At 65.6% G+C, this 22581-nt stretch carries 20 protein-coding genes; 1 reads left to right on the top strand and 19 read right to left on the bottom strand.

Translation table 11 applies throughout. The features are described 5' to 3' along the window. Positions 1 to 23: 23 nt before the first annotated feature. From truB to K309_RS0109425, 8 genes are all read right to left on the bottom strand, one after another. Positions 24 to 980: a tRNA pseudouridine(55) synthase TruB gene (truB, locus tag K309_RS0109460; protein WP_029046202.1), complete on the bottom strand. Its 957-nt coding sequence runs from the start codon at positions 978 to 980 to the stop codon at positions 24 to 26. Between the two features lie 85 nt (positions 981 to 1065). Then, positions 1066 to 1434, bottom strand: a complete 369-nt coding sequence (gene rbfA, locus K309_RS0109455; protein ID WP_029046201.1) for a 30S ribosome-binding factor RbfA — start codon at positions 1432 to 1434, stop codon at positions 1066 to 1068. Positions 1435 to 1493: 59 nt separating this feature from the next. After that, positions 1494 to 4385: a translation initiation factor IF-2 gene (infB, locus tag K309_RS0109450; protein ID WP_029046200.1), complete on the bottom strand. Its 2892-nt coding sequence runs from the start codon at positions 4383 to 4385 to the stop codon at positions 1494 to 1496. 90 nt (positions 4386 to 4475) lie between these two features. Beyond that, positions 4476 to 5951 (bottom strand): transcription termination factor NusA, encoded by a 1476-nt coding sequence (gene nusA, locus K309_RS0109445; protein WP_029046199.1) that lies wholly within the window; start codon positions 5949 to 5951, stop codon positions 4476 to 4478. Beyond that, positions 5948 to 6436: a ribosome maturation factor RimP gene (gene rimP / locus K309_RS0109440; protein WP_029046198.1), complete on the bottom strand. Its 489-nt coding sequence runs from the start codon at positions 6434 to 6436 to the stop codon at positions 5948 to 5950. Before rimP ends, nusA begins: the two co-directional genes overlap by 4 nt. A gap of 301 nt (positions 6437 to 6737) precedes the next feature. Beyond that, entirely contained in the window at positions 6738 to 8621 is a 1884-nt protein-coding gene (gene rluB, locus K309_RS0109435) for a 23S rRNA pseudouridine(2605) synthase RluB (protein WP_029046197.1), read from the bottom strand. Positions 8622 to 8626: 5 nt separating this feature from the next. Further along, on the bottom strand, positions 8627 to 9493 hold the full coding sequence (gene scpB, locus K309_RS0109430; RefSeq protein WP_029046196.1) for an SMC-Scp complex subunit ScpB: 867 nt from the start codon (positions 9491 to 9493) through the stop codon (positions 8627 to 8629). A gap of 557 nt (positions 9494 to 10050) precedes the next feature. Continuing rightward, positions 10051 to 10809, bottom strand: coding sequence for a sulfite exporter TauE/SafE family protein (locus K309_RS0109425; protein ID WP_029046195.1), 759 nt, complete (start codon positions 10807 to 10809; stop codon positions 10051 to 10053). Between the two features lie 76 nt (positions 10810 to 10885). On the opposite strand from K309_RS0109425, the gene fnr reads away from it, so the two are divergent. Next, positions 10886 to 11611, top strand: a complete 726-nt coding sequence (fnr, locus tag K309_RS0109420) for a fumarate/nitrate reduction transcriptional regulator Fnr (RefSeq protein WP_029046194.1) — start codon at positions 10886 to 10888, stop codon at positions 11609 to 11611. A gap of 61 nt (positions 11612 to 11672) precedes the next feature. Here the strand turns inward: fnr and K309_RS0109415 are convergent, their stop codons facing one another. The 11 genes from K309_RS0109415 to lpdA form a co-directional block, all read right to left on the bottom strand. Next, positions 11673 to 11918 carry a hypothetical protein gene (locus K309_RS0109415; protein WP_029046193.1) on the bottom strand — a complete coding sequence of 82 codons (246 nt, stop codon included), beginning with the start codon at positions 11916 to 11918 and terminating at the stop codon, positions 11673 to 11675. Continuing rightward, positions 11915 to 12124 (bottom strand): FixH family protein, encoded by a 210-nt coding sequence (locus tag K309_RS0109410; protein ID WP_029046192.1) that lies wholly within the window; start codon positions 12122 to 12124, stop codon positions 11915 to 11917. Before K309_RS0109410 ends, K309_RS0109415 begins: the two co-directional genes overlap by 4 nt. 35 nt (positions 12125 to 12159) lie before the next feature. Further along, entirely contained in the window at positions 12160 to 13632 is a 1473-nt protein-coding gene (gene ccoG, locus K309_RS0109405; RefSeq protein WP_029046191.1) for a cytochrome c oxidase accessory protein CcoG, read from the bottom strand. Between the two features lie 49 nt (positions 13633 to 13681). After that, positions 13682 to 14599 (bottom strand): cytochrome-c oxidase, cbb3-type subunit III, encoded by a 918-nt coding sequence (gene ccoP, locus K309_RS0109400; protein WP_029046190.1) that lies wholly within the window; start codon positions 14597 to 14599, stop codon positions 13682 to 13684. Between the two features lie 2 nt (positions 14600 to 14601). Further along, entirely contained in the window at positions 14602 to 14766 is a 165-nt protein-coding gene (locus K309_RS0109395; protein ID WP_010809472.1) for a cbb3-type cytochrome oxidase subunit 3, read from the bottom strand. A 3-nt stretch (positions 14767 to 14769) separates the two neighbouring features. Beyond that, on the bottom strand, positions 14770 to 15465 hold the full coding sequence (gene ccoO / locus K309_RS0109390; protein ID WP_029046189.1) for a cytochrome-c oxidase, cbb3-type subunit II: 696 nt from the start codon (positions 15463 to 15465) through the stop codon (positions 14770 to 14772). Positions 15466 to 15483: 18 nt separating this feature from the next. After that, the gene (gene ccoN, locus K309_RS0109385) at positions 15484 to 16932 is read right to left on the bottom strand and encodes a cytochrome-c oxidase, cbb3-type subunit I (RefSeq protein WP_029046188.1); all 1449 of its coding nucleotides are present in this window, start codon (positions 16930 to 16932) and stop codon (positions 15484 to 15486) included. A 164-nt stretch (positions 16933 to 17096) separates the two neighbouring features. Further along, positions 17097 to 17243 carry a cbb3-type cytochrome oxidase assembly protein CcoS gene (gene ccoS / locus K309_RS0109380; RefSeq protein WP_029046187.1) on the bottom strand — a complete coding sequence of 49 codons (147 nt, stop codon included), beginning with the start codon at positions 17241 to 17243 and terminating at the stop codon, positions 17097 to 17099. A gap of 7 nt (positions 17244 to 17250) precedes the next feature. Beyond that, a complete protein-coding gene (locus K309_RS0109375) occupies positions 17251 to 19806 on the bottom strand; it encodes a heavy metal translocating P-type ATPase (RefSeq protein ID WP_029046186.1) in 2556 nt (851 codons plus the stop codon). Positions 19807 to 19921: 115 nt separating this feature from the next. Continuing rightward, on the bottom strand, positions 19922 to 21019 hold the full coding sequence (gene zapE / locus K309_RS0109370) for a cell division protein ZapE (RefSeq protein ID WP_029046185.1): 1098 nt from the start codon (positions 21017 to 21019) through the stop codon (positions 19922 to 19924). A 90-nt stretch (positions 21020 to 21109) separates the two neighbouring features. Next, positions 21110 to 22534 carry a dihydrolipoyl dehydrogenase gene (gene lpdA, locus K309_RS0109365; RefSeq protein ID WP_029046184.1) on the bottom strand — a complete coding sequence of 475 codons (1425 nt, stop codon included), beginning with the start codon at positions 22532 to 22534 and terminating at the stop codon, positions 21110 to 21112. Positions 22535 to 22581: the final 47 nt, after the last annotated feature.

Genomic DNA, 22581 nt, shown 5'->3' with positions numbered 1-22581 from the left:
CCGCTACCGGCAAGGAGCGGCGCCTACAGCTTGACCAGCCGCTCCGGCCGCAAAGCGCCCTCGCGCATACGCGCGACGCCGAGCAGGCGCGCTGGCTCGCCGGCATAGACGCGCGCCAGCACGCCTTCCGCTATCTCGGTGCCCTCGGGCAGGTCCCGGCGCGCAATGCGCTGTCCCTGCAGGAAGCGCGAGGCGGCAGCTTCGTCCAGCGTCACGGGCGGGCTCTTCTGCAGCAAGGCGTCGACCGGGGCCAGCATGCCTGGGCGCGCGGCATCGTCCTGTTGCTCGATCTGCTCGAGCGTCACCGCACCGTCCAGCGTCAGGTCGCCCACGGCAATGCGGCGCAGCCCGGTCAGGTGGGCGCCGCAGCCCAGCGCCTCGCCGATGTCCTCGGCCAGCGTGCGGATGTAGGTGCCCTTGCTGCAGGTCACGCGCATGGTAAACGCGGCCGTGGTGAACGACGGGGGCAGCGCGCAATCCAGCAGTTCGATCCCGTGGATGGTGACACGGCGCGCGGCGCGCTCGACCGTCTGCCCTGCGCGCGCGTACTCGTACAGCGGTCGGCCATCCTTCTTCAGCGCAGAATGCATCGGCGGCACCTGTTCGATCTCGCCGGTAAAGCGCGCCAGCGCCTGCTCCACCGCGGCGCGGTCGCAGGTCACCTCACGGATATCGAGCAATTCGCCCTCGGCATCGCCGGTACTGGAGCGCGCACCCAGCCGCACCACGGCGTCATAGGTCTTGTCCGCTTCCAGCAGGTCCTGCGAAAACTTGGTGGCCTCGCCGAAGCACAGCGGCAGCAAGCCTGTGGCCAGCGGGTCGAGCGTGCCGGTATGCCCGGCCTTGTTGGCGCGCAGCAGGCGCTTGGCGCGCACCAGCGCATCGTTGGACGACAGGCCCAGCGGCTTGTCGAGCAGCAGCACACCATGGACGTCGCGGCGCGGCAGGCGCGGCGGACGAGCGGCGTTGGATTCGGTCATCGGAGGAAACAGGAGCGACGCTGATGCGGCGCGGCTTGCGGCCCTGCGGGTCGCGTTGCCCATGCCTGGCGGCACGGGCACCGGCTCAGTCGTCTTTCGAACGCGTGGCGTTCGCTTCGTTGATCAGCTTGGACATCTCGATCGCGTGTTCGACCGAGGTATCGTGCAGGAAACGCAGCGTCGGCACGGTGTGGATGTGCAGGCGCTTGTACAGCAGCGAGTGCAGGAAGCCGGCCTTCTCGTTGAGAATGGCTTCGGCCGTTGCCGGCTCGGCACCCAGCACTGTGAAGTGCACCTTGGCGTGGGCATAGTCCGGCGTCAGCGTGACCGACTGCAGCGTGACCAGGCCCAGGCGCGGGTCGCGCAGCTCGCGCTGGATCATCTCGGCCAGGTCCTTCTGGATCTGGTCGGAGATGCGGAGGTTGCGGGAGGAGATATTGCCTTTCTTGGCCATTCAATACTGTTCTGCTGAGATGACAACGGCAGGCCGAGGCCTGCCGTTGCTTGCGACGCTTACAGCGTACGCGCCACCTCGGTGATTTCGTACACCTCGAGCTGGTCGCCTTCCTGAACATCGTTGAAGTTCTTGATCGACAGACCGCACTCGAAGCCTTGCTTCACTTCCTTGACGTCGTCCTTGAAGCGCTTCAGCGAATCGAGCTCGCCGCTGAAGATGACCACGTTGTTGCGCAGCACGCGCACCAGCGAGGAGCGCTTGACCACGCCATCGGTGACCATACAACCCGCCACCGCGCCGACCTTCGGCACGCGGAACACCTGGCGCACCTCGACCGTGCCGGTCGTGGTCTCGCGCTTCTCCGGCGCCAGCATGCCGGACATCGCCGCCTTGATCTCGTCTACCGCATCGTAAATGATGTTGTAGTAGCGGATATCGATGCCGTTGTGCTCGGCCAGCTTGCGCGCGCCGGCGTCGGCACGCACGTTGAAGCCGATGATGACCGCCTTCGACGCCGTTGCCAGGTTGACGTCGGACTCGGAGATGCCACCCACGCCGCCGTGCACAATCTGCACGCGCACTTCGGCGGTCGACAGCTTCTGCAGCGATTGCACCAGCGCTTCCTGCGAACCCTGCACGTCGGCCTTGACGATCAGCGGCAGCGTCTGCACTTCGCCTTCCGTCATCTGCTCCAGCATGTTCTCGAGCTTGGCGGCCTGTTGCTTGGCCAGCTTCACGTCGCGGAACTTGCCCTGGCGGAACAGCGCGATTTCGCGCGCCTTGCGCTCGTCCGGCAGCACCAGCACTTCCTCACCGGCGGCAGGCACTTCCGACAGACCCTGGATTTCCACCGGGATCGACGGACCAGCTTCCTTGGTCGGCTTGCCGTTCTCGTCCAGCATGGCACGCACGCGGCCGTAGGCGCTGCCAGCCAGGACCACGTCGCCACGCTTGAGCGTGCCGCTGCTGACCAGGATGGTAGCGATCGGGCCCTTGCCCTTGTCGAGCTGGGCCTCCACCACCAGGCCCTTGGCCGGGGCTTCCACCGGAGCCTTCAGCTCCAGCACTTCGGCTTGCAGGAGCACTTGCTCGAGCAAGTCTTCCACACCTGTACCCATCTTGGCGGACACCGGCACGAACGGCGAATCGCCACCGTATTCTTCCGGCACCACCTGCTCGGCCACCAGCTCCTGCTTCACGCGGTCCGGGTTGGCGTCGGGCTTGTCAATCTTGTTGATTGCCACCACGATGGGCACGCCGGCAGCCTTGGCGTGCGCGATCGCTTCCTTGGTCTGCGGCATCACGCCGTCGTCGGCCGCGACCACCAGGATCACGATGTCGGTCGCCTTGGCACCGCGGGCACGCATGGCCGTAAAGGCCTCGTGACCAGGGGTGTCCAGGAAGGTGATCACGCCACGGTCGGTTTCCACGTGGTAGGCACCGATGTGCTGCGTAATGCCGCCGGCTTCGCCCGCGGCAACCTTGGTGCGGCGGATGTAGTCCAGCAGCGAGGTCTTGCCGTGGTCGACGTGACCCATCACGGTCACCACCGGCGGGCGCGGCAGCAGTTCGGCGTCGGTGTGTTCTTCACCGTCCACCACCAGCAGCGCTTCCGGATCGTCCAGCTTGGCGGCGAACGCCTTGTGGCCCATTTCTTCCACCACGATCATGGCGGTTTCCTGGTCCAGCACCTGGTTGATGGTCACCATCTGGCCGAGCTTCATCATCTGTTTGATGACCTCGGACGCCTTGACGGCCATCTTGTGGGCCAGGTCGGCCACGGAGACGGTCTCGGGCACGTGCACTTCACGCACCACCGGTTCGGTCGGCGCCTGGAAGCTGCTGCGGCTGTCGTCGTGCTGCTGCTGCCTGCCGCCACGGCCACGCGGGCCACCGCGCCAGCCGCCCACGCCGCCCGACGAATCGCCGCGCGTCTTCAGGCCGCTGCCCTTCTTGCGGCTGCTGTCGTCCTGCCAGCCTGCCTTCACGACCTTGCCCTTCTTGTCGGCGGTTGCCGTGGTCGTGGTCGTGGTGGCCGGCTTCTTGTCGTCTTTCTTCGCTTCCGTGGTCGCACCGGCCGGCTTCACCGGTTTGTGCAGCGTACCGGTCTGCTCGGCCTTCTTTTCTTCAGCCTTGCGCTCGGACGGCGCCTTCAGCACGCGCGGAGGTGCGTTCAGCATCTGCTGGATCGCACGAGCCTCGGCTTCGGCAGCCTCGCGGCGCTTGCGCGCAGCGACTTCCTGCTCGGCGCGGGCCTTGTCGGCAGCGGCCTTGGCCTCGTCCGCAGCCTTCTGCGCCTCGGCGCGTTCAGCGGCGACGCGGGCCTTCTCGTCCTCGGCCTTCTTGCGCGAGGAGTCTTCCGCGGCCTCGGTCACGGCGCGCGACGCGGCAGCCTCTTCCTCCACCTTCTTGGCGGCGAGTTCCGCCTGGCGGCGCTGTTCCGCTTCCAGGGCTTCCTGCTGGGCGCGGCGCTCGGCTTCCTCACGCTCGGCTGCCTCGCGGGCGGCCTTTGCTTCGGCTTCCTGGCGCGCCAGCAGTTCGGCCTGACGGCGTTCTTCCTCGTCGCGGCGTGCCTGTTCGGCAGCCTCGGCCGCGGCCGCTGCATGCCCTTCGGCGGCATCCGCCTGGACTTCAGGCTGGGCTTCGTCGCGCTTGATCAGCACGCGCTTCTTGCGCACCTCAACCTGGACGGTGCGAGTCTTGCCGGTGCCATCCGACTGGCGGATCTCCGAGGTCTCGCGCTTGGTCAGCGTAATCTTCTTGCGGGCGCTGTCGTCGGCCTGGCCGTGCGAGCGCTTCAGATAGTCCAGCAGCCTGGTCTTATCCGATTCCGTGATGATGTCTTCTGGCGCAGCTTTGCCCACCCCAGCCGCCTGCAATTGTTCCAGCAGGGCAGCTGCGCTGCGACTCAGTTCTGCGGCCAGTTGGGCAACTGTTGTGCTTGCCATTCAAACCCTTTCAATGCTTGGTGTCTTCGTCGGGACAAATCGTATGCGGAAAGCGCGCCCGGGCTGGTGTCGGCAGCCCGGCCGTGTCCCTCAGTTGAACCAATGTTCCCGTGCTTTCATGATCAGCGCCTTGGCTTCTTCCTCGGTGACGCCCGTCATCTCGACCAGTTCGTCGACGGCCAGTTCAGCCAGGTCGTCACGCGTGTGGATGTCACCTTCGGCCAATTTGCCGATCAGTTCCGGGTTCAGGCCGTCGAGCGATCGCAGATCCTGCGACACCTCTTCCACCTTTTCTTCCCGGGCCAGTTCCATCGTCAGGAGCGCATCACGCGCGCGGTTGCGCAGCTCGTTGACGGTGTCTTCGTCAAAGGCCTCGATCTCCATCATTTCACTGATGGGGACATAGGCCACTTCTTCCAGCGTGGAGAAGCCTTCCTCGATCAGGATGTCCGCCACTTCCTCATCCACGTCCAGCTTGGACATGAACAGCTTGCGCACGACATCGCTCTCTTCGGCCTGCTTCTGCGCCGATTCTTCCTGCGTCATGATGTTGATCTGCCAGCCGGTCAGTTCGGACGCCAGGCGTACGTTCTGGCCACTGCGGCCGATGGCGACGGCGAGGTTTTCCTCGTCGACCACCACGTCCATGCTGTGCTTCTCTTCATCGACAACGATCGACTGCACTTGCGCAGGTGCCAGCGCGCCGATCACAAACTGCGCCGGGTCTTCCGACCACAGCACGATATCCACGGCCTCGCCGCCGATCTCGTTGCGCACCGCGGTCACGCGCGTACCGCGCACGCCAACGCAGGTGCCGATCGGGTCGATGCGCTTGTCATGCGCAACCACCGCGATCTTGGCACGCACGCCCGGATCACGGGCGGCGGCCTTGATTTCCAGCAGGCCCTGTTCCATTTCCGGCACTTCGTTTTCGAAGAGCTTGATCAGGAACTCAGGGGCAGTGCGCGACAGCTCGATCTGCGGGCCGCGCGCGGCGCGGTCCACATTCAGGATATACGCACGCACACGGTCGCCGGTGCGCAGGTTTTCCTTCGGGATGATCTGGTCGCGGGCCAGCAGCGCTTCCACGCGGCCGGATTCCACGATCAGGCCCTTCTTGTCGGCGCGCTTGACCGTGCCGGTCATGATCTTCTCGCCGCGATCGAGGTAGTCGTTCAGGATCTGCTCGCGCTCGGCGTCGCGGATGCGCTGCAGGATCACCTGCTTGGCCGCCTGCGCGCCGATACGGCCGAACTCGACCGACTCGATCTGCTGCTCGATGTAGTCGCCAAGCTCAAGGCTGGGATTCTCATCGCGGGCTTCGAACAGCAGGATCTGCTTGTCCGGCTCCTGCAGGCCCTGTTCGTCGGGAACGACCAGCCAGCGGCGGAAGGTTTCATGCTCGCCCGACTCGCGATCGATCGCGACCCGGATATCCACGTCTTCTTCGAAACGCTTCTTGGTGGCCGAGGCGAGCGCCGCCTCCAGGGCACCGAATACCACATCCTTGTCGACGTTCTTCTCACGCGCAAGCGCATCGACGAGCAACAGAACTTCGCGGCTCATTGCTTGTTCCCTTTTCTTTGATTTCCTTTGAAGTCGAATACCGGCACCAGGCGTGCCTTGTCGACATCGGATACGGCAAATTCCAGCAGTGCCGGGCCATCCTTGCCCTCGAACTCCAGGCCGACCTTTTCCGCGCCGGCCTCGCCGGCCGGCTCGCGCAGGATGCCCGTGAAGTTCTTCTGCCCGTTGACCGGCAGGCGCAGCGTCACGCGCGCCTCGGCGCCGGCAAAGCGGACGTAGTCAGCCAGCTTCTTCAGCGGCCGGTCCAGTCCGGGCGACGAGACCTCGAGGCGTTCGTAGTCGACGTTCTCGACCGTGAACACGTGGGTGAGCTGGCGGCTCACCTTTTCACAATCCTCGATGGCAATGCCGGTTTCAGGCTGATCGATATAGACACGCAACAATCCGGCCGGGGCACGCTCGAGCTCAACCAGCTCATATCCCATGCCGTTAAGGGTGGTTTCGATCAAATCTGCCAGATGCACTGTTATCCCGAGTAATGGCCATCAACACCGTGGCAGGCAAACCCGCCGCGGCCGTCCGGGACGACCCTGCTGCAGTGCTGCCTGTCCGCCATCCCCCACGCGCCGGGGCGCGGGACCGAATTCGGGCGAACCAAAAAAAAATGGGCGCAATGCCCATCATTCGCCCACCCTCGGCGAGGATGGCTTTTTGAATAGACTTGAATTATACGCAGATTATGTCGAAAAGGCAAAAGCCAGACATACTCGCACGTTACTTGCCGCGCCGGCGGGCTCTCCGACCGCCGTGCGCAGCATCTGCCACTCAGCGGTTGCCGCCCCGGCTGCCCCCACGGTTTCCACCGCGGTTGCCGCCACCACCGCCGCCACCGCCGCCACCGCCGCCGCCACGCTGGGTACGGTTTCCGCCCTGCTTCGCCTTCGGCATGACATTTCCGTTCGGCTCGCCACCGCCACGACGCTGCGGCTTGCCTTGCCCGCCAAGGCCGGCGCCACCGCCGCCACGCGCCTGGCGCGTGCCGGTGCCGCGACCGCCGCCAAGGTTGGCCGCGTGCGAGGTCAATAGCGTGGGGCCATGACTGATGTAGCCCATCGACGTCTTCATCGGATCCGGCTGGCCGCCGCGGCTGCCGCCCCGTGCACCGCCTTGCTCGTAGCGCGGCAGGCCGTCCATGCCGGTGTGCATCGGCATGCCGGCAATCGCCGCTTCGGTGCGCTGCTTGCGCCCGCCGACCTTGGTCGCGCCCTTGCCGGACTGCTCTCCCTTGCCCGGCACCTTCAGGCCGACCGAGGTCATCAGCGCCTTGACCTCATTGGGCTCGACCTCCTGCCAGCGGCCGCGCTTGAGGCCGCGCGGCAGCAGGAACTGGCCGTAGCGCGTGCGGATCAGGCGCGACACGGTCAGGCCGACCGCCTCGAACATGCGCCGCACTTCGCGGTTACGACCTTCGGTCAGCGCCACGTGGTACCACTGGTTAACGCCCTCGCCGCCGCCATCCGCGATGCGCAGGAAGTTGGCCTCGCCGTCGTCCAGCTTGATACCGTGCAGCAGGCGCTGGCGATCGGCTTCGGCCAGCTCGCCCAGCGTGCGCACCGCGTATTCACGCTCGACGCCGTAACGCGGGTGCATGAAGCGGTTGGCGATATCGCCCGAGGTGGTGAAGATCAGCAGGCCTTCCGTATTGAAGTCCAGCCGGCCAACGGCGACCCACTTGCCGGTCTTGATGCGCGGCAGGCTGTCGAACACGGTCGGACGGCCTTCAGGATCCGACTGGCTGACGATTTCGCCGGCCGGCTTGTGGTACAGCAGCACGCGCGGCGGCTTGCTCGACACCTTGCGGTGGATCAGCTTGCCGTTGACGCGCACCTGGTCGGCCGGCAGGATCCGCTGGCCGATATGCGCCGGCAGGCCGTTGACCGAGACCCGCCCCTGCAGGATCAGCTCTTCCATTTCGCGGCGCGAGCCCAGGCCGCCTTCGGCCAGCACCTTGTGCAACTTCGGGGCGTCGTCCTCGGCCGACAGCTCGCGCACCGGCTTCGCCTTGGTGCGCGGGATGACCGTGTCTTCCTTGTCGTACTGCTCGGAAATCACAAAGCGGAACAGGTCGTCGCTGCTGGCCGCGGCCTTGTCGGCGCCGCCCTGGCCCTTGCGCTGGCCCTGCGGCTTGGCACCCTCCCTGCGGCGGCCCTGCGGCTGACGGCCGGCAGCGCCCTGCCCCTCGGCCGGCGCGGCTGACTTGCCGCCACGCGGGTTCGGCTTGCGCTTGCGGGCCGCCTGCTCACCCTTGTCTGCCTTCTCGGATCTTTCGGCCTTCTCGCCCCGATCAGCCCTTTCAGCCCTGGGCGCCTTGTCGGCCGGCGCCTGCGGCGCCTGGCCGCCCTCGCCCTGAGCCGGCTTGCGCTTGCCGCGGCCACGCTGGGCACCGCGCCCGCCGGCCGCCGCAGCCGCTTCTGCGGCTTCGCCGGGCACGCCAGCCTCGGCGCCTTCGGCGAGACCGGCATCGCGATCTTGCGTCGCCTGGCGGCGCGACGCCACCAGGTTCCTGAGCCCTCGGCGCAGCCCCTTGCGGCGGGGCGCGGCTTCGCTGCCCGATCCGGGTTCTGCGGCGCCGGGGTCGGCGGGTGCGCCCGCGTGGCGGGCGTCTTGCTCAACGGAATCAGACAAGGTATTCACTATCGGATGTTGCATGTTGTTCAGTTCGGCACGCGCTCGTCGTGCTCGCTCGGGTGCGGCGTGGCGCCGTCGTCCGGCAGTTCACCCCGCACCCCCTCCGGATCGGAATCGGCAGGATTGGCCGGTTCGGTTGGTTCGCCTTCTGCGCCCGGCTCCTCCGCCCCATGCTGGCGCGGCTGCAGGTCGAATCCGTTGGCAATGTCGCCGTCCGTGGATGCCTGGCTGGCATCCGCGGCGTCTGGCTCGCCGTCGGCGAATGCCTCGGCCTGTGCCGGCTGGGCAAACGCTTCTTCATCGGCACTACCGGGCTTGCCTGCCGCCAGCGCCTCGAAATCGATGGCCTGCTGGTCCAGCAGCGTTGCCTGCGCCTGCGCCTGGGCATCCTCCAGCGGAGGCAGCTCGTCCAGCGTGCGCAGCCCGAGATCATCCAGGAAGGCCTTGGTGGTGGCATACAGGGCCGGCCGGCCCGGCACGTCGCGGTGGCCAATCACTTCGATCCAGCTGCGGTCTTCCAGCTTCTTGATGACTTCCGTGCTGACTGTCACTCCGCGGATTTCCTCGATATCGCCGCGCGTCACCGGCTGGCGATAAGCGATGATCGCCAGCGTCTCCATCACGGCACGCGAGTACTTCGGCGGCTTTTCCGGATTCAGGCGGTCGAGGTATTCGCGCATCTCGGGGCGGCTCTGGAAGCGCCAGCCGCTGGCCAGCGACACCAGTTCCACGCCGCGCGGGCGCCAGTCCTGGCGCAGTTCCTCCAGCAGCACGCGGACGGTGTCCGCGCCGACGTCGTCGGCGAACAGCCGCCGCAGATCATTGACGCGCAAAGGCTCCTGCGCGCAGATCAGCGCCGTCTCGAGGACGATTTTCGCCTCTTGGGTATTCATGTTGATGGTGTGCAGCCTGTCTTTGCACCTGCTCCCGGACGGATCCGGGGCACCGGAGATTTTGGATACAGCGATGCCAATGCCATCGCCATCTCATCGCGCAGCTCACCCGGATACTCGCCGCATCCAAGCCGTGCACTTCCCTTTCTTTGCATCGAGTTGCCGGGTCACTCCGGCAGGAGATCGTTCGCATGCCGCCATGGGCCGGTCAGCGAACCTCTTGCGTGTCGCGTCCGTACAACGGACGGCGCTGTCGGCGAACTGAACGCCTCGGACGCAAGAAAAACGGATATCGGGAGCAAGGCCGGCATCTCCAACACCTCAGTGCCAGCCGGGCTTTTGAACCAGATCTTTTGAACCGGATGGACCGCGGGACGGGCCGGGCATCGAACTACCAACGCTTCCCGCCGCCGTGGGCGCACCTTCTGGCAGGAAGGCCGCTGGCGCTGCTCGCCGCTGCTTACAAAACACCGCGCGATACCGCAATGCTGGCGATTGTATGGCATTCCCACCCTCGCCCGCAACCACCATTCGCCGCGTTGCGCGCCCCATGCGTCTCAAAAGACCAGACAGAAACCCTGCTCTGCCAGCGAATGTGGCAGCAACACGGCGCGCGCCAGGCCAAGGGCCCCGAACGCCATGACCGCCACGCCCGCGCCCACGCGGACCCCGCGCCGCCGGGACAGGCTGCGCAGGTAGCCGGACAACCCCGACAACACCAGCAGGTTGGGCAGCGTGCCCACGCCAAACACGCCCATCACGAGCGCACCGGAACCGGCATTGCCGGCCAGCAGCGCCAGCGTCAGCGCCCCATAGACCATGCCGCACGGAACCAGCCCCCAGGCCAGGCCAACACCGTAGCGCCTGGCCAGCCCCCCATGCGCACGCACGAACCTGGGCATGCCGCCCCCCAGCCGGCCGAGCACCCGCGCCACGCCGCTGCCCGCCCGCATCGCCAGCCGCTCCAGCCAGGCCACGGTAAAGGCATTGCCGCGCAGCAAGCGCCAGCCCGACCACAGCAGCATGGCACTGCCGGCGCCGAACAGCCAGCGCTGCACCGGCAGGTAATCCTGCCTCCACGCGCCAGCGCCGACCGCGCCCAGCAGCGCGCCGAGCAGCATATAGGTCGAAATCCTGCCCAGGTGCATTGCCAGCAACTCGCCGGCCCAGGCAGCGCGGCTGCGCACGAAGGTCATGGTCACGGCGCCGCCACGCGGCTGCTCGACGGCCAGCGCGATGCCGCCACACATTGCCGCGCAATGCACGCCGCCCAGCAATGCCAGCATAAAAACGCTAATTAGCACACCCAATGGCAAATCTGACTCCCTGCCTCATCACATCGCACGGTAAAATGTCGTATCGCGCCCCCGCATCCACTCTTGCAGGTTCCAATTGCTCACCTCCATTCCAATCACCGAGATGTCGCCCCGTTGCTCTACATGCGCGATGGGGCAACTGTGCCTTCCGGTTGGCATGTCCCAGCAGGACCTCACCAAGATGGACAAGCTGGTGCAGGAACGCATCCGGGTCCATAAGGGTGAGACCTTGTATCGCATGGGCGACCCCCTCACCGCGGTTTATGCCATTCGCTTCGGCACGCTGAAAACGCATGTCACGACCGAAGACGGCCGTTCACAGATTACCGGCTTCCACCTGCCTGGCGAAATCGTCGGCCTCGACGGCCTCGGCGAGATGCAGCATGCCTCGGACGCGACCGCGCTGGAAGATACCGAAGTCTGCGTAGTCCGCCTTGGCGACCTGCAGACGCTGTCTGCAGACCTACCTTCGCTGCAGCATCAGTTCCTGCGGCTGATGGGCAAGGAAATCACGCATGACCAGCTGATGCTGGTGACCCTCGGCTCGATGCGCGCCGAAGAACGCCTGGCCGCGTTCCTGATCAACCTGTCGGAGCGCCTGTCTGAGCGCGGCTACTCGTCGACCGAATTCGTGATGCGCATGAGCCGCGAGGAGATCGGCAGCTACCTGGGCCTGAAACTCGAAACCGTCAGCCGCCTGTTCTCGCGTTTCGCCGAAGCCGGCCTGATCCAGATTCGCCAGCGCCACGTCAAGCTGGTGGATCTCGCCGGCATCAAGCAGCTCTACAGCCGCAGCTGCTGACCCTTCCCTCCGCTTCGCCGCGTTGCGCTTGCGCCGCGCGCGGCGGCGCAAGCATCGACCATCACTCCAACTCGTCGGTATCGCTCAGCCGGGTCGGCATCGTGTACAGCGTCAACCCGCTGGACAGCGCGCAGAAGATCCACGCCAGCAGGAAGCTCATCGTATAGATCGATTCGCGCGACGCCTCGATCGGATGCCCGAAGAACTTCAGGTCACCAGGATCCACGACGGAGAACACAGTCGCGGTGGCGAAGCCCGCCATCAGGAACCCCGGCCACAAGACCCACATCAGCCAGCGCAACCTCATGGCTGCCTCGCTGCGCTCGACTGAGGCCGAGCCGCCTCGGCCTTCTCGACCACCAGTCCATGGCGCGTTGCACCTTGCACCGGCACGTCAGGGTGCGACGACGCCAGCCAGATAGTGACGCCGCACGCCACCATCGCGACCAGCGGGCCGCTCATCAACAGCCACGGCCACGGCTCCTTCCACCACGGATTGCCTTGCTGATTCATCATGCCCCCTTGAATTCTGCACCTAGCGCCTGCCGTCACAGGCCGCGCGGCACGATAAAGCTGGTGCTTTGCCGGATTTCGGCGTTGCCCCGCTCAGTTCCTTCACTGGTCACCGTCACGCTGATCTTGTGCGTGCCTTGCGCCGCGTCATCGATCGGCACGCGTATGCGGATCGGCAACAGCCGGTTCGACGTCGGCGCCAGCGATTCGGCCTGCTTGTCGTATTCGACCGTCAGGTTCTTCAGCTCGTCACTGTCGGCTCGCACACTGATGTGCATCGGCCCTTCGGTCGTGTTGATCAGTTGCAGGCGATAGACGTTCTCGATCCAGCGGCCTTCGACCTCCCGGCCCAGTGCGCCACGGTCGCGGATGATGTCCACCTTCAGCGGCGTGCGCAGCGCGATCGAAGCCACGAAGCCTGCAAGCAGCGCGACCCAGATCACGGAATAGATGATGACACGCGGACGCAGCAAGCGCTTGCGCGACGCAGCCGCCGACAGCGCCTTGCGCATGGCATTCTCCGATGTGTACCGGATCAGGCCGCGCGGATAGGACATCTTGTCCATCACCTGGTTGCAGGCGTCGATGCACGCGCCGCAGCCTATGCATTCATACTGCAGGCCATCGCGGATGTCGATGCCGGTCGGGCATACCTGCACGCAGATGCTGCAGTTGACGCAATCGCCCAGGCCCGCCTGGTGATGGTCGGTCTTGCGCGAACGGCTGCCGCGCGGCTCGCCCCGGCCGATGTCGTAGGTCACGACGTAAGTGTCGCGGTCGACCATCACGCTCTGGAAACGCGCATACGGGCACATGTATTTGCATACCTGCTCGCGCATGAAACCCGCGTTGCCCCAGGTGGCAAACGCATAGAACAGCATCCAGAAGGTCTGCCACGGGCCCAGCGACAGGCTCGCCAGCTCGCCGCCCAGCTCACGGATCGGCGCGAAGTAGCCGATGAAGGTGAAGCCTGTCCACAACGCGATCACTATCCACAGGAAATGCTTCGTGGCCTTGATGCGCAGCTTGCGCAGGCTCCAGGGATCGCCGTCCAGCCGGATGCGCGCGATGCGGTCGCCTTCGATCCGCCGCTCGATCCACATGAAGATCTCGGTGTAGACCGTCTGAGGACAGGCATAGCCGCAGAACAGCCGACCGGCGATCGCCGTGAACAGGAACAGCGCCAACGCCGAGATGACCAGCAGGACGGCGAGATAGATGACGTCCTGCGGCCACAGCACCAGCCCGAAGATATAGAACTTGCGCTCGCCAAGGTCGAACAGCACGGCCTGGCGTCCGTTCCACTGGAGCCAGGGCGTGCCGTAGTAAATCAGCTGCGTGAAGAGGACCAGCCAGACGCGCCAGCTGGAAAAAGCGCCCGTGACCGAGCGCGGATAGATCTTGCGCCGGACCTCGTACAGCGTTTCATCCGAGGTCTCGGCAGGCGCAGCGGCCGACGGCTGACGGTCGGCCGCCCGGGCCACTTCTTCGGTCCCGGGTGCGTTCATGGATGGTTTCTCCCGCGGGCGGCCCGCGCCCGCTCAGATGAGTCGCCTGTCATTGGCCGGCACCCCCGCCGGTATTGGACAGACCCCAGACATAGGCCGTCAGCATGCGGATCCGCTCTGGCGTCAGGATCTCTTCATGTGCCGGCATATGGTTGTTATGCCCCTTCAGGATGGCGTCGACAATGCTGCCTTCCGAACTGCCATACAGCCACACGTTATCGGAGAGGTTCGGAGCGCCCAGTGCCTGGTTGCCCTTGCCGCCGGCACCGTGGCAAGCCGCGCAGGTCGACTTGAAGGTGCTTTCGCCACGCGAGGCGCGGATGGGATCCGAAGACAATCCCGACAGCGAACGGACATACTGCGCCACATCGCCTGCCAGCTTGCCGTCAACGGTGGATGCAAACGGCGGCATCACGCCATTGCGGCCCTTGGTAATGGTCTGCCGGATGGTTTCGGGTTCGCCGCCATACAGCCAGTCGCCGTCGGTCAGGTTGGGGAAGCCGCGGCTGCCGCGTGCGTCAGAACCATGGCATTGCGCGCAGTAGTTCAGGAACAGCCGCTGGCCAATTTCGCGGGCCTGCGGATCCCCGGCCACCTGCTTGACATCCATCTTCAGGTACTTGGCATAGATCTCGTTCTGCATCTTCTCCTGCGCGGCACGATGCGCCGCAAGTTCGCCCTGCGTGGAGAACTTCAGCACGCCTGCGTACTTGCCCAGGCCCGGATACAACACCAGGTAGACCAGGCCGAAGATGCAGGCCAGCAGGAACATCCACATCCACCAGCGTGGCAGCGGATTGTTCAGTTCGCGCAGGTCGTCGTCCCAGACATGGCCGGTGTCGTCGCCCGCGCTGGCGGTCTTGGTGATCTTGCGTTGCGAGAACAGCAGCCATACGCACCAGACGATGCCGACGAGCGCGATCGCGGCAATGTAGTAACCCCAGAAATCGGAAAAGAAATCGCTCATGGCTAGGTGTTCCGGCTCGATGTTGTCGTGGTTTCGTCAGGCAGCGCGAACGGCAGCATGGCGGATTCACGGTTGGCGGCCTGCCGGCCGGCCGACCAGGCCCACCAGCAGATGCCAAGGAAGACGACCATCGACACGACGGTCGCAATGGCGGTGATCATGGCCATGGCTTACTCCTTCGCCGGTGCAGCCGCTTCCGCTGCGGGCGCCGCCGGCGTAGCCGCTGCAGCGGTATCCACGCGGACATTGCGGCGGTTGGTGCCCAGGCCCTGCAGGTAGGCCACCAGCGCGTCTTCCTCGGTCTTGCCCTTGAGCTCCTCCGGCGCCTTGGCGATATCGACCTCGGTGTACGGCACGCCCAGCTTCACCAGCGCCCGCATGCGGGCCTGGATATCGTCGGTCGGCAGCGTTGCCTTCTCCAGCCATGGGTAGGAAGGCATGACCGACTCGGGCACCACATCGCGCGGATTGCGCAGGTGGATGCGCTGCCAGTCGTCCGAGTAACGTCCGCCAACGCGTGCCAGGTCGGGACCGGTACGCTTCGAGCCCCACAGGAACGGGTGGTCGTAGACGGACTCGCCCGCGGTCGAGAAGTGGCCGTAACGCTCGGTTTCGGCCTGCAGCGTACGCACCTGCTGCGAGTGGCAGCCGACGCAGCCTTCGCGGATGTAGACATCCCGGCCCATCAGCCGCAGCGGCGAATACGGCGTGATGCCCGGATCCGGCTTGGTCGTGGAATGCTGGAAGAACAGCGGCACGATCTGCACCAGACCCGCGATGCTGACCACGAGGATCGTGCAGATGATCAGCCAGCCGATGTTCTTCTCCAGCGTTTCGTGGGAAAAGAATCTTTGTTTTTCCGACATCTTTCTATCCTGGAATGATCAGTGTGCGGAGGCGGGGATGCTGGCCGGGATCGGCGCATCCACGGCACGCTTGCCGACGATGGTCTTGGCGACGTTGTAGGCCATCAGCAGCATGCCGGACAGGAAGCAGATGCCACCCAGCAGACGGATCAGGTAGAAGGGGTACTTGGCCTTGACCGCTTCGACGAAGGCATAGGTCAGCGTGCCATCAGGTTGCGTGGCGCGCCACATCAGACCTTCCATCACGCCGGCAATCCACATCGAGGCGATATACAGCACCACGCCGATGGTCGCGATCCAGAAATGCCATTCGATCAGGCGCACGCTGTACATCTGTTTTTCGCCGAACAGCCGCGGGATCAGGTAGTACAGCGACCCGATCGAGATCATTGCGACCCAGCCCAGAGCGCCGGAGTGTACGTGGCCGATGGTCCAGTCCGTGTAGTGCGACAGCGCGTTGACGGTCTTGATCGACATCATCGAGCCTTCGAACGTGGACATACCGTAGAACGACAGCGCCACTACCAGGAACTTCAGGATCGGGTCGGTGCGCAGCTTGTGCCAGGCGCCCGACAGGGTCATGATGCCGTTGATCATGCCGCCCCAGGAAGGCGCCAGCAGGATCAGCGAGAACACCATGCCCAGCGACTGCGCCCAGTCCGGCAGCGCTGTGTACTGCAGGTGGTGCGGGCCGGCCCACATGTAGGTGAAGTTCAACGCCCAGAAATGGACGATGGACAGGCGGTAGGAAAAGATCGGGCGCTCGGCCTGCTTGGGAATGAAGTAGTACATCATCCCGAGGAAGCTGGTGGTCAGGAAGAAGCCAACCGCGTTATGGCCATACCACCACTGAATCATCGCGTCCTGCACGCCGGCATAGGCCGAGTAGGACTTCCACAGCGACACCGGCATCTCGATGTTGTTGACGATGTGCAGCAGCGCGATGGTCAGGATGTAGGCACCGAAGAACCAGTTGGCGACGTAGATATGCCGCGTCTTGCGCTTGACGATGGTGCCGAAGAACACGATCGCATAAGCCACCCAGACCGCCGTGATCAGCAGGTCGATCGGCCATTCCAGCTCGGCGTATTCCTTCGAGGAGGTGATGCCCAGCGGCAGCGTGATTGCCGCGGCAATGATGACCAGTTGCCAGCCCCAGAACGTGAACGCCGCGAGCGGGCCGCAGAACAGGCGGGCCTGGCAGGTGCGCTGGACCACGTAGTACGAAGTCGCGAAAAGCGCGCTGCCGCCGAACGCAAAGATCACCGCATTGGTATGCAGCGGCCGCAGGCGGCCGAACGACAGCCAGGGCGTGTTGAAGTTGAGTTCAGGCCAGATCAGCTGTGCTGCCAGCAGCACGCCGACGGCCATGCCGACGATCCCCCAGACTACCGTCATGACAGCGAACTGTCTTACGACGCCGTAATTGAAGGTGTCGACGCGTGAAGACGCGGCAGTGACATCCATTCAGACCCCCAAAGCTTAGAAAAAAGAAAAAACCTACTGACGTTGTGACTTTAGAAAAACCCCGCCACCGGTGTGTTGATCTTTATCAAGTCGCCGAGGACGGGTAATGAACCTCGCGGCGAGGCCCCGGTCCGAGGCCGACGGCATGCCAAGACCTGGGCGCATCAGGGCTTGTCGTTGTCCAGCAGGATCGATTCCCCGGGCCGGTCGAGGTCATCGTACTGGCCCGCATGCAATGCCCACCACAACGCGGCGGCGATCACGACGACCAGCACCAGGCTCATCGGCACGAGCAGGTAAAGCGTTTCCATGCGGCTCCTAGACTCTCTTGCGGCCGGCGCGCAGCAAGCGCCAGGCGTTGGCCACCACCAGCAGCGACGACAGCGACATGCCGATACCGGCCATCCATGCCGTCACCAGCCCGGTCGCCGCAAGCGGGATCGCCACCACGTTGTAGAAGAATGACCAGCCCAGGTTCTGCCTCACCACGCGCCGCGCCTTGCGCGACACCGCCAGCGCTGTCGCAATCTCGTCGATGCCGCCGTGCGTGAGCACGGCGTCGGCGCCGGCCTGCGCCAGCGGCGCGCCGCTGCCGATCGCGATCGAAACTTGCGCCTGCGCCAGCACCGGCGCGTCGTTGATGCCGTCGCCCACGGCCAGCACCACCGCCCCGCCGTGCTGCAGCCGCGCGACGTAGTCGCGCTTGCCCTCGGGCGTCACTGCGCCGGCGACATGGCCGATGCCGAAGCGCTTTGCCCACCAGTGCACGGCCGCGGAGTTATCGCCCGAGACGAGGTGGCAGCTCACGCCCAGCTCACCGAGCCGCGCCAGCAGCGCCGACGTCTGCGCGCGCTCGACATCGGCCAGCACGAAGCTGGCGAGCACGCCGCCCTGCGCCGCCAGCCACACGACCGTGGCGCCGGGATGGGCCGGGTCCGCTACCGCCGGATCTGGCATGGGAGTGCCACCGGTAACGAGGCCACGTACAAAATCTAGCTGACCGAGCCGCAGGCGGCGCCCGTCGACCGTGGCTTCCAGGCCCTGTCCGGGCACGTTGCGGATGCCGGTGACCGTGCTGGCATGGCCACCACCATCAGGCACTGCCGCGAGCAGCGCGCGCGCGATGGGGTGCTCGCCGCCGCGCTCCATCGCCGCGGCTAGTGCAAGGCATTGCGCCTCGCCAAGATCGGCCAGCGGCTGCACCGCGGCCACGGCAAAGCGTCCTTCGGTCAGCGTGCCGGTCTTGTCCAGCACCACATCGGTCACGCGCGCCAGCGTCTCCAGCGCATGGCCGCGCGTCAGCAGCACGCCGCGCCGCGACAATGCGGCGCCCGCGGCGGCCAGCGCGGCCGGCGTGGCCAGCGACAGCGCGCAGGGGCAGCTGACCACCAGCACCGCGATCGTCACCAGCAGAGCGCGTGATGGATCGATCCACAGCCCCCATACCAGCCCGGTCAGCGCCGCAAGCACCAGTAGCGTCGTCACGAACCAGCCGGCGACACGGTCGGCCAGCGTGGCCAGGCGGGGCTTTTCCGCCAGCGCGCGGTCGAGCACCGCCACGATCTCAGCCAGGCGCGTGCCGGCGCCCACGCACAACACACGCAGCTCCAGCGGGCTGGCGGTGTTGAAGCAGCCGGCGAGCACCGTTTCACCGGCACTGCGGCGCACCGGCCGGCTTTCGCCCGTCAGCATGGACTCATCCAGTTCGCTGGCGCCGGCGACGACGGTGCCGTCGGCGGGTACGATCTCGCCCGCCTTCACGCGGATCAGGTCGCCCTGGCGCAAACGTGCCACCGGGATGCGTTCACCCGTGGCCCCTATTCCGGCAAGCCGCTCGCAGGTGGCGGGCAGCTGGCGCGCCAGCATCTCGGCGCCGCTGCGCGATGCCTGGCGCACGCGCAGTTCCAGGTAGCGCGCCAGCAGCAGGAAGGCAACAAACATCGTCACCGAATCGAAATAGACCTCGCCGATGCCGCGCACAGTGGCCAGCGCGCTGGCGATAAACCCCGCGCCGACGCCGATGGCAACCGGCACGTCCATGCCCAGATGGCGCTGACGCAGGCTGCGCCAGGCGCCGGCAAAGATCGGCGATGCGGAATAGAAGACCACCGGCAACGTCAGCGCAAAGCTGGCCCAGCGCATCAGCTGCAGCTGGCCGGGGTCGATGGTGGCCTCGTGGGTATAGATCGGCCATGCATACATCATCACCTGCATCATGCCGAGCATGGCCACGGCCATCCGCATCAGCAGGCCGCGGCGCGCGCGGCGGTCCTGCTGGTCGGTGCGCGAGACCTCGAACGGCCACGCCATGTAGCCAATGCCGGCGAGCGCGGCCAGCAATCCGGCCACGGACTGCGTGCCCTCGCGCCAGCGCACCACCACGCGCCGAGTGGCGACATTGGCAACCGCGGACTCCACGCCGGGCTGGCGCGTCAGGTGCTGCTCGATCAGCCAGGCGCACGCGGCGCAACGGATGTTCTCCGGCGCCAGCGTGATCTCGGCGCGGCCATTGTCGAGCGGACGCACGAACTGGTTGCGTAATTCAGGGGTGTCGTAGGCGGCCCAGATTGGTTCGGCTTCGCGCCGCGCCGCATCGTCGATCGGGCGGGCAAAGCGGGCTTCATCCCCATAGAGATGGGCAAAGCCAGCCGCATGGAGCGTCTGCGCCAGCGCCTGGCAGCCGCCACAGCAGAAGACCCTGCGTGCGCCGTCCAGTTCGGCTGCAAGTGGTTCCGCCTGCGCGACCGGCAGGCCGCAGTGGAAGCATGCGAGTTGCGCCCCGGCAGTGGCTGCGCCAGCGTTGACGGCAGGCGCCGCGGACGCTGCATGCAAGGCCAGCACGCTGGCGGAAGGGATGGTGGCTGGGGACGACATGGGGACCTTTTTCTACCCCCTGCAGGGTATAGGGCGGTCACGGCATCGACCTTGATTTAGGTCAATGCGGCCCGGCTATCGTCGCGCCGGGCCAAAATACAACACTCGGCAACCCTCAGGTGAGCGACGTATCCATGGTGCGGCGCTCGGATTCCAGGTACTCGCGCGACTGCATCTCGATAATGCGAGACACGGTCCGGTGGAACTCGTTGGCCATCTGGCCTTCTGTGTAAAGTTCGTCCGCCGGCACTTCTGCCGACATCAGCAACTTGACCTTGTGGTCGTAGAAGACGTCGATCAGCCAGGTAAAGCGCCGTGCTTCCGACGACATGCGCGGCGTCATGCGCGGCACGTCGGACAGGATCACGGTATGGAATTGCGAAGCCAGTTCCAGGTAGTCGTTCTGCGAGCGCGGCCCGCCGCACAGCGTGGCGAAGTCGAACCACACCACGCCATTGGCCTTGCGCAGCGCGCGCAGTTCGCGGTGCTCGATATGCAGCAGCGGCGATTCGTCGGCCACGCCGGCAATCGACGTGAAGGCATCGCGCAGCGCCGAGTTCGCCCTGGCGTCGAGCGGCGTGTGGTAAGCCTGCACCTGTTCCAGCGCGCGCTTGCGGTAATCGATGCCGGCATCGACGTTGAGCACGTCCATCTTCTGCTGGATCAGCGCGATGGCGGGCAGCACACGGTCGCGGTGCAGGCCGTCCGTGTAAAGCAGGTCGGGCCGGTAATTCGAAGTCATCACGAACTGCACACCGTTGTCGAACAACTGCTGCAGCAGGCGATGCAGGATCATCGCGTCGGCGACGTCGCTGACGTGGAACTCGTCGAAGCAGATCAGCCGGAACCGGCGCGCAATGCGCCTGGCGAGCTCGTCCAGCGGATCGGGGCGGCCGCGCAGCTCTTCCAGCTGGCGGTGGACCTCGCGCATGAATTCATGGAAGTGCAGCCGCGTCTTGCGCACCACCGGCACGCAGGTATAGAAGCTGTCCATCAGGAAGGACTTGCCGCGCCCCACTCCACCCCACATGTAGACGCCCTTGGGCACGTCGGGCCGGACCAGCAGCTTCTTCAGTGCGTTGTTGCGGCGGCTCTTGTAGGCCACCCATTCGTCGTAGCACTGCTGCAGCCGCGCCACGGCACGCAATTGCGCCTCGTCGGACGTGTAGCCGCGCTCCTTCAGTTCCTTCTCGTAGTACTCAGTGACGTTCATGCTTGGGGGCTCACGCGGCGCGCGCCGCAAGTGAAAACGGCGCGCCGCTGGTGCGGCGCGCCGGTACTCAAACAATGCGAGGCATGCGCCTTACATATTGAGCTGACGCTTGTCGACAGCCAGCGCGGCTTCGCGCATGACTTCCGACATCGACGGGTGCGGGTGGCAGACGCGCCCGATATCTTCGCTGGCGGCCTTGAACTCCATCGCCACCACGGCTTCCGCGATCAGGTCCGACGCGTTGGCGGCAACGATATGCACGCCCAGGATCTCGTCGGTCTTGGCATCGGCCAGCATCTTGACGAAGCCGTCCGGATGGCCCATGCCCAGCGCACGGCCGTTGGCCATGAACGGGAACTGGCCAGCCTTGAACTCGCGGCCTTCGGCCTTGAGCTGGGCTTCGGTCTTGCCGACCCATGCGATTTCCGGGAAGGTGTAGATCACCCACGGCACGCAGTTGTAGTCGATGTGCGGCTTCTGGCCGGCGATGCGCTCGGCCACGGCCACGCCTTCGTCCTCGGCCTTGTGCGCCAGCATCGGGCCGCGCACCACGTCGCCGATGGCCCACAGGCCCGGCACCTTGGTGGCGCAGTGGTCGTCCACCTCGATGAAACCGCGCTGGTCGACGGCCAGGCCGACAGCATCCAGGCCCAGGTTGTCGGTGTTGGGCACGCGGCCGACCGACACGATCAGGCGATCGACTTCCAGGGTCTGGGCGGCGCCGTCCTTGTCCGTGTACTTGACGGTAACGCCGTTCTTGCCGGTCGTCACTTCGTTCACGTTCACGCCGAGGCTGAACTTCAGGCCCTGCTTGGTCAGCTGCTTCTGGGCTTCCTTGGCCACGCCTTCGTCGGCAGCGCCCAGGAAAGCAGGCAGCGCTTCCAGCACGGTCACGTCGGCACCCAGGCGGCGCCACACCGAGCCCAGTTCCAGGCCGATCACGCCGGCGCCGATCACGCCCAGCTTCTTCGGCACTGCGGGGAACTTGAGCGCGCCCTCGTTATCGCTGACCAGGTCGTTGTCGACGGCGATGCCCGGCAGGTGGCGAGCCTTCGAACCGGTGGCGATGATGACCTGCTTGGCGGTCACGACTTCACCGGCGATCTCGACCTGGAAGCCCTCGGCGGTCTTGCCGACGAACTTGCCGTAGCCCTTGAGCAGCGTCACCTTGTTCTTGCGGAACAGGAACTCGATGCCCTTGGTCATCTTGCCGACGATATCGTCCTTGCGCTTGAGCATCTTGGACACGTCGACCTTGACGTCGCCCACGGTGATACCGTGGTCGGCCAGGTGGTGCTGGGCGTTCTCGAACTCTTCCGAGGAAGCCAGCAGTGCCTTGGACGGGATGCAGCCCACGTTCAGGCAGGTGCCGCCCAGGCGCGGTTCGTTCTTGGGATCGTCGTAGGCGTTGCCTTCGCAGCAGGCCACGTTCAGGCCGAGCTGGCCGGCGCGGATCGCGGCGATATAGCCACCCGGGCCGGCGCCGATCACCAGCACGTCGAATTGTTTGCTCATGGGAATTCCTTTGTGGCACCGGCAGCGTGTGCCGGCGCGCGGTCAAA

This window comes from Cupriavidus phytohabitans, from assembly GCF_000426345.1.
Taxonomy (GTDB): Bacteria; Pseudomonadota; Gammaproteobacteria; order Burkholderiales; family Burkholderiaceae; genus Cupriavidus.
Note: the sequence above shows the minus strand (reverse complement) of the source record. Positions and strands in the feature narration are given on the sequence as shown.

Bases quoted from the DNA above. Each gene is read 5' to 3' on its own strand.
- truB (WP_029046202.1), bottom strand. From the start codon at position 980: ATGACCGAATCCAACGCCGCTCGTCCGCCGCGCCTGCCGCGCCGCGAC.
- rbfA (WP_029046201.1), bottom strand. From the start codon at position 1,434: ATGGCCAAGAAAGGCAATATCTCCTCCCGCAACCTCCGCATCTCCGAC.
- infB (WP_029046200.1), bottom strand. From the start codon at position 4,385: ATGGCAAGCACAACAGTTGCCCAACTGGCCGCAGAACTGAGTCGCAGC.
- nusA (WP_029046199.1), bottom strand. From the start codon at position 5,951: ATGAGCCGCGAAGTTCTGTTGCTCGTCGATGCGCTTGCGCGTGAGAAG.
- rluB (WP_029046197.1), bottom strand. From the start codon at position 8,621: ATGCAACATCCGATAGTGAATACCTTGTCTGATTCCGTTGAGCAAGAC.
- scpB (WP_029046196.1), bottom strand. From the start codon at position 9,493: ATGAATACCCAAGAGGCGAAAATCGTCCTCGAGACGGCGCTGATCTGC.
- K309_RS0109415 (WP_029046193.1), bottom strand. From the start codon at position 11,918: ATGAGGTTGCGCTGGCTGATGTGGGTCTTGTGGCCGGGGTTCCTGATG.
- K309_RS0109410 (WP_029046192.1), bottom strand. From the start codon at position 12,124: ATGAATCAGCAAGGCAATCCGTGGTGGAAGGAGCCGTGGCCGTGGCTG.
- ccoG (WP_029046191.1), bottom strand. From the start codon at position 13,632: ATGAACGCACCCGGGACCGAAGAAGTGGCCCGGGCGGCCGACCGTCAG.
- ccoP (WP_029046190.1), bottom strand. From the start codon at position 14,599: ATGAGCGATTTCTTTTCCGATTTCTGGGGTTACTACATTGCCGCGATC.
- K309_RS0109395 (WP_010809472.1), bottom strand. From the start codon at position 14,766: ATGGCCATGATCACCGCCATTGCGACCGTCGTGTCGATGGTCGTCTTC.
- ccoO (WP_029046189.1), bottom strand. From the start codon at position 15,465: ATGTCGGAAAAACAAAGATTCTTTTCCCACGAAACGCTGGAGAAGAAC.
- ccoN (WP_029046188.1), bottom strand. From the start codon at position 16,932: ATGGATGTCACTGCCGCGTCTTCACGCGTCGACACCTTCAATTACGGC.
- ccoS (WP_029046187.1), bottom strand. From the start codon at position 17,243: ATGGAAACGCTTTACCTGCTCGTGCCGATGAGCCTGGTGCTGGTCGTC.
- K309_RS0109375 (WP_029046186.1), bottom strand. From the start codon at position 19,806: ATGTCGTCCCCAGCCACCATCCCTTCCGCCAGCGTGCTGGCCTTGCAT.
- zapE (WP_029046185.1), bottom strand. From the start codon at position 21,019: ATGAACGTCACTGAGTACTACGAGAAGGAACTGAAGGAGCGCGGCTAC.
- lpdA (WP_029046184.1), bottom strand. From the start codon at position 22,534: ATGAGCAAACAATTCGACGTGCTGGTGATCGGCGCCGGCCCGGGTGGC.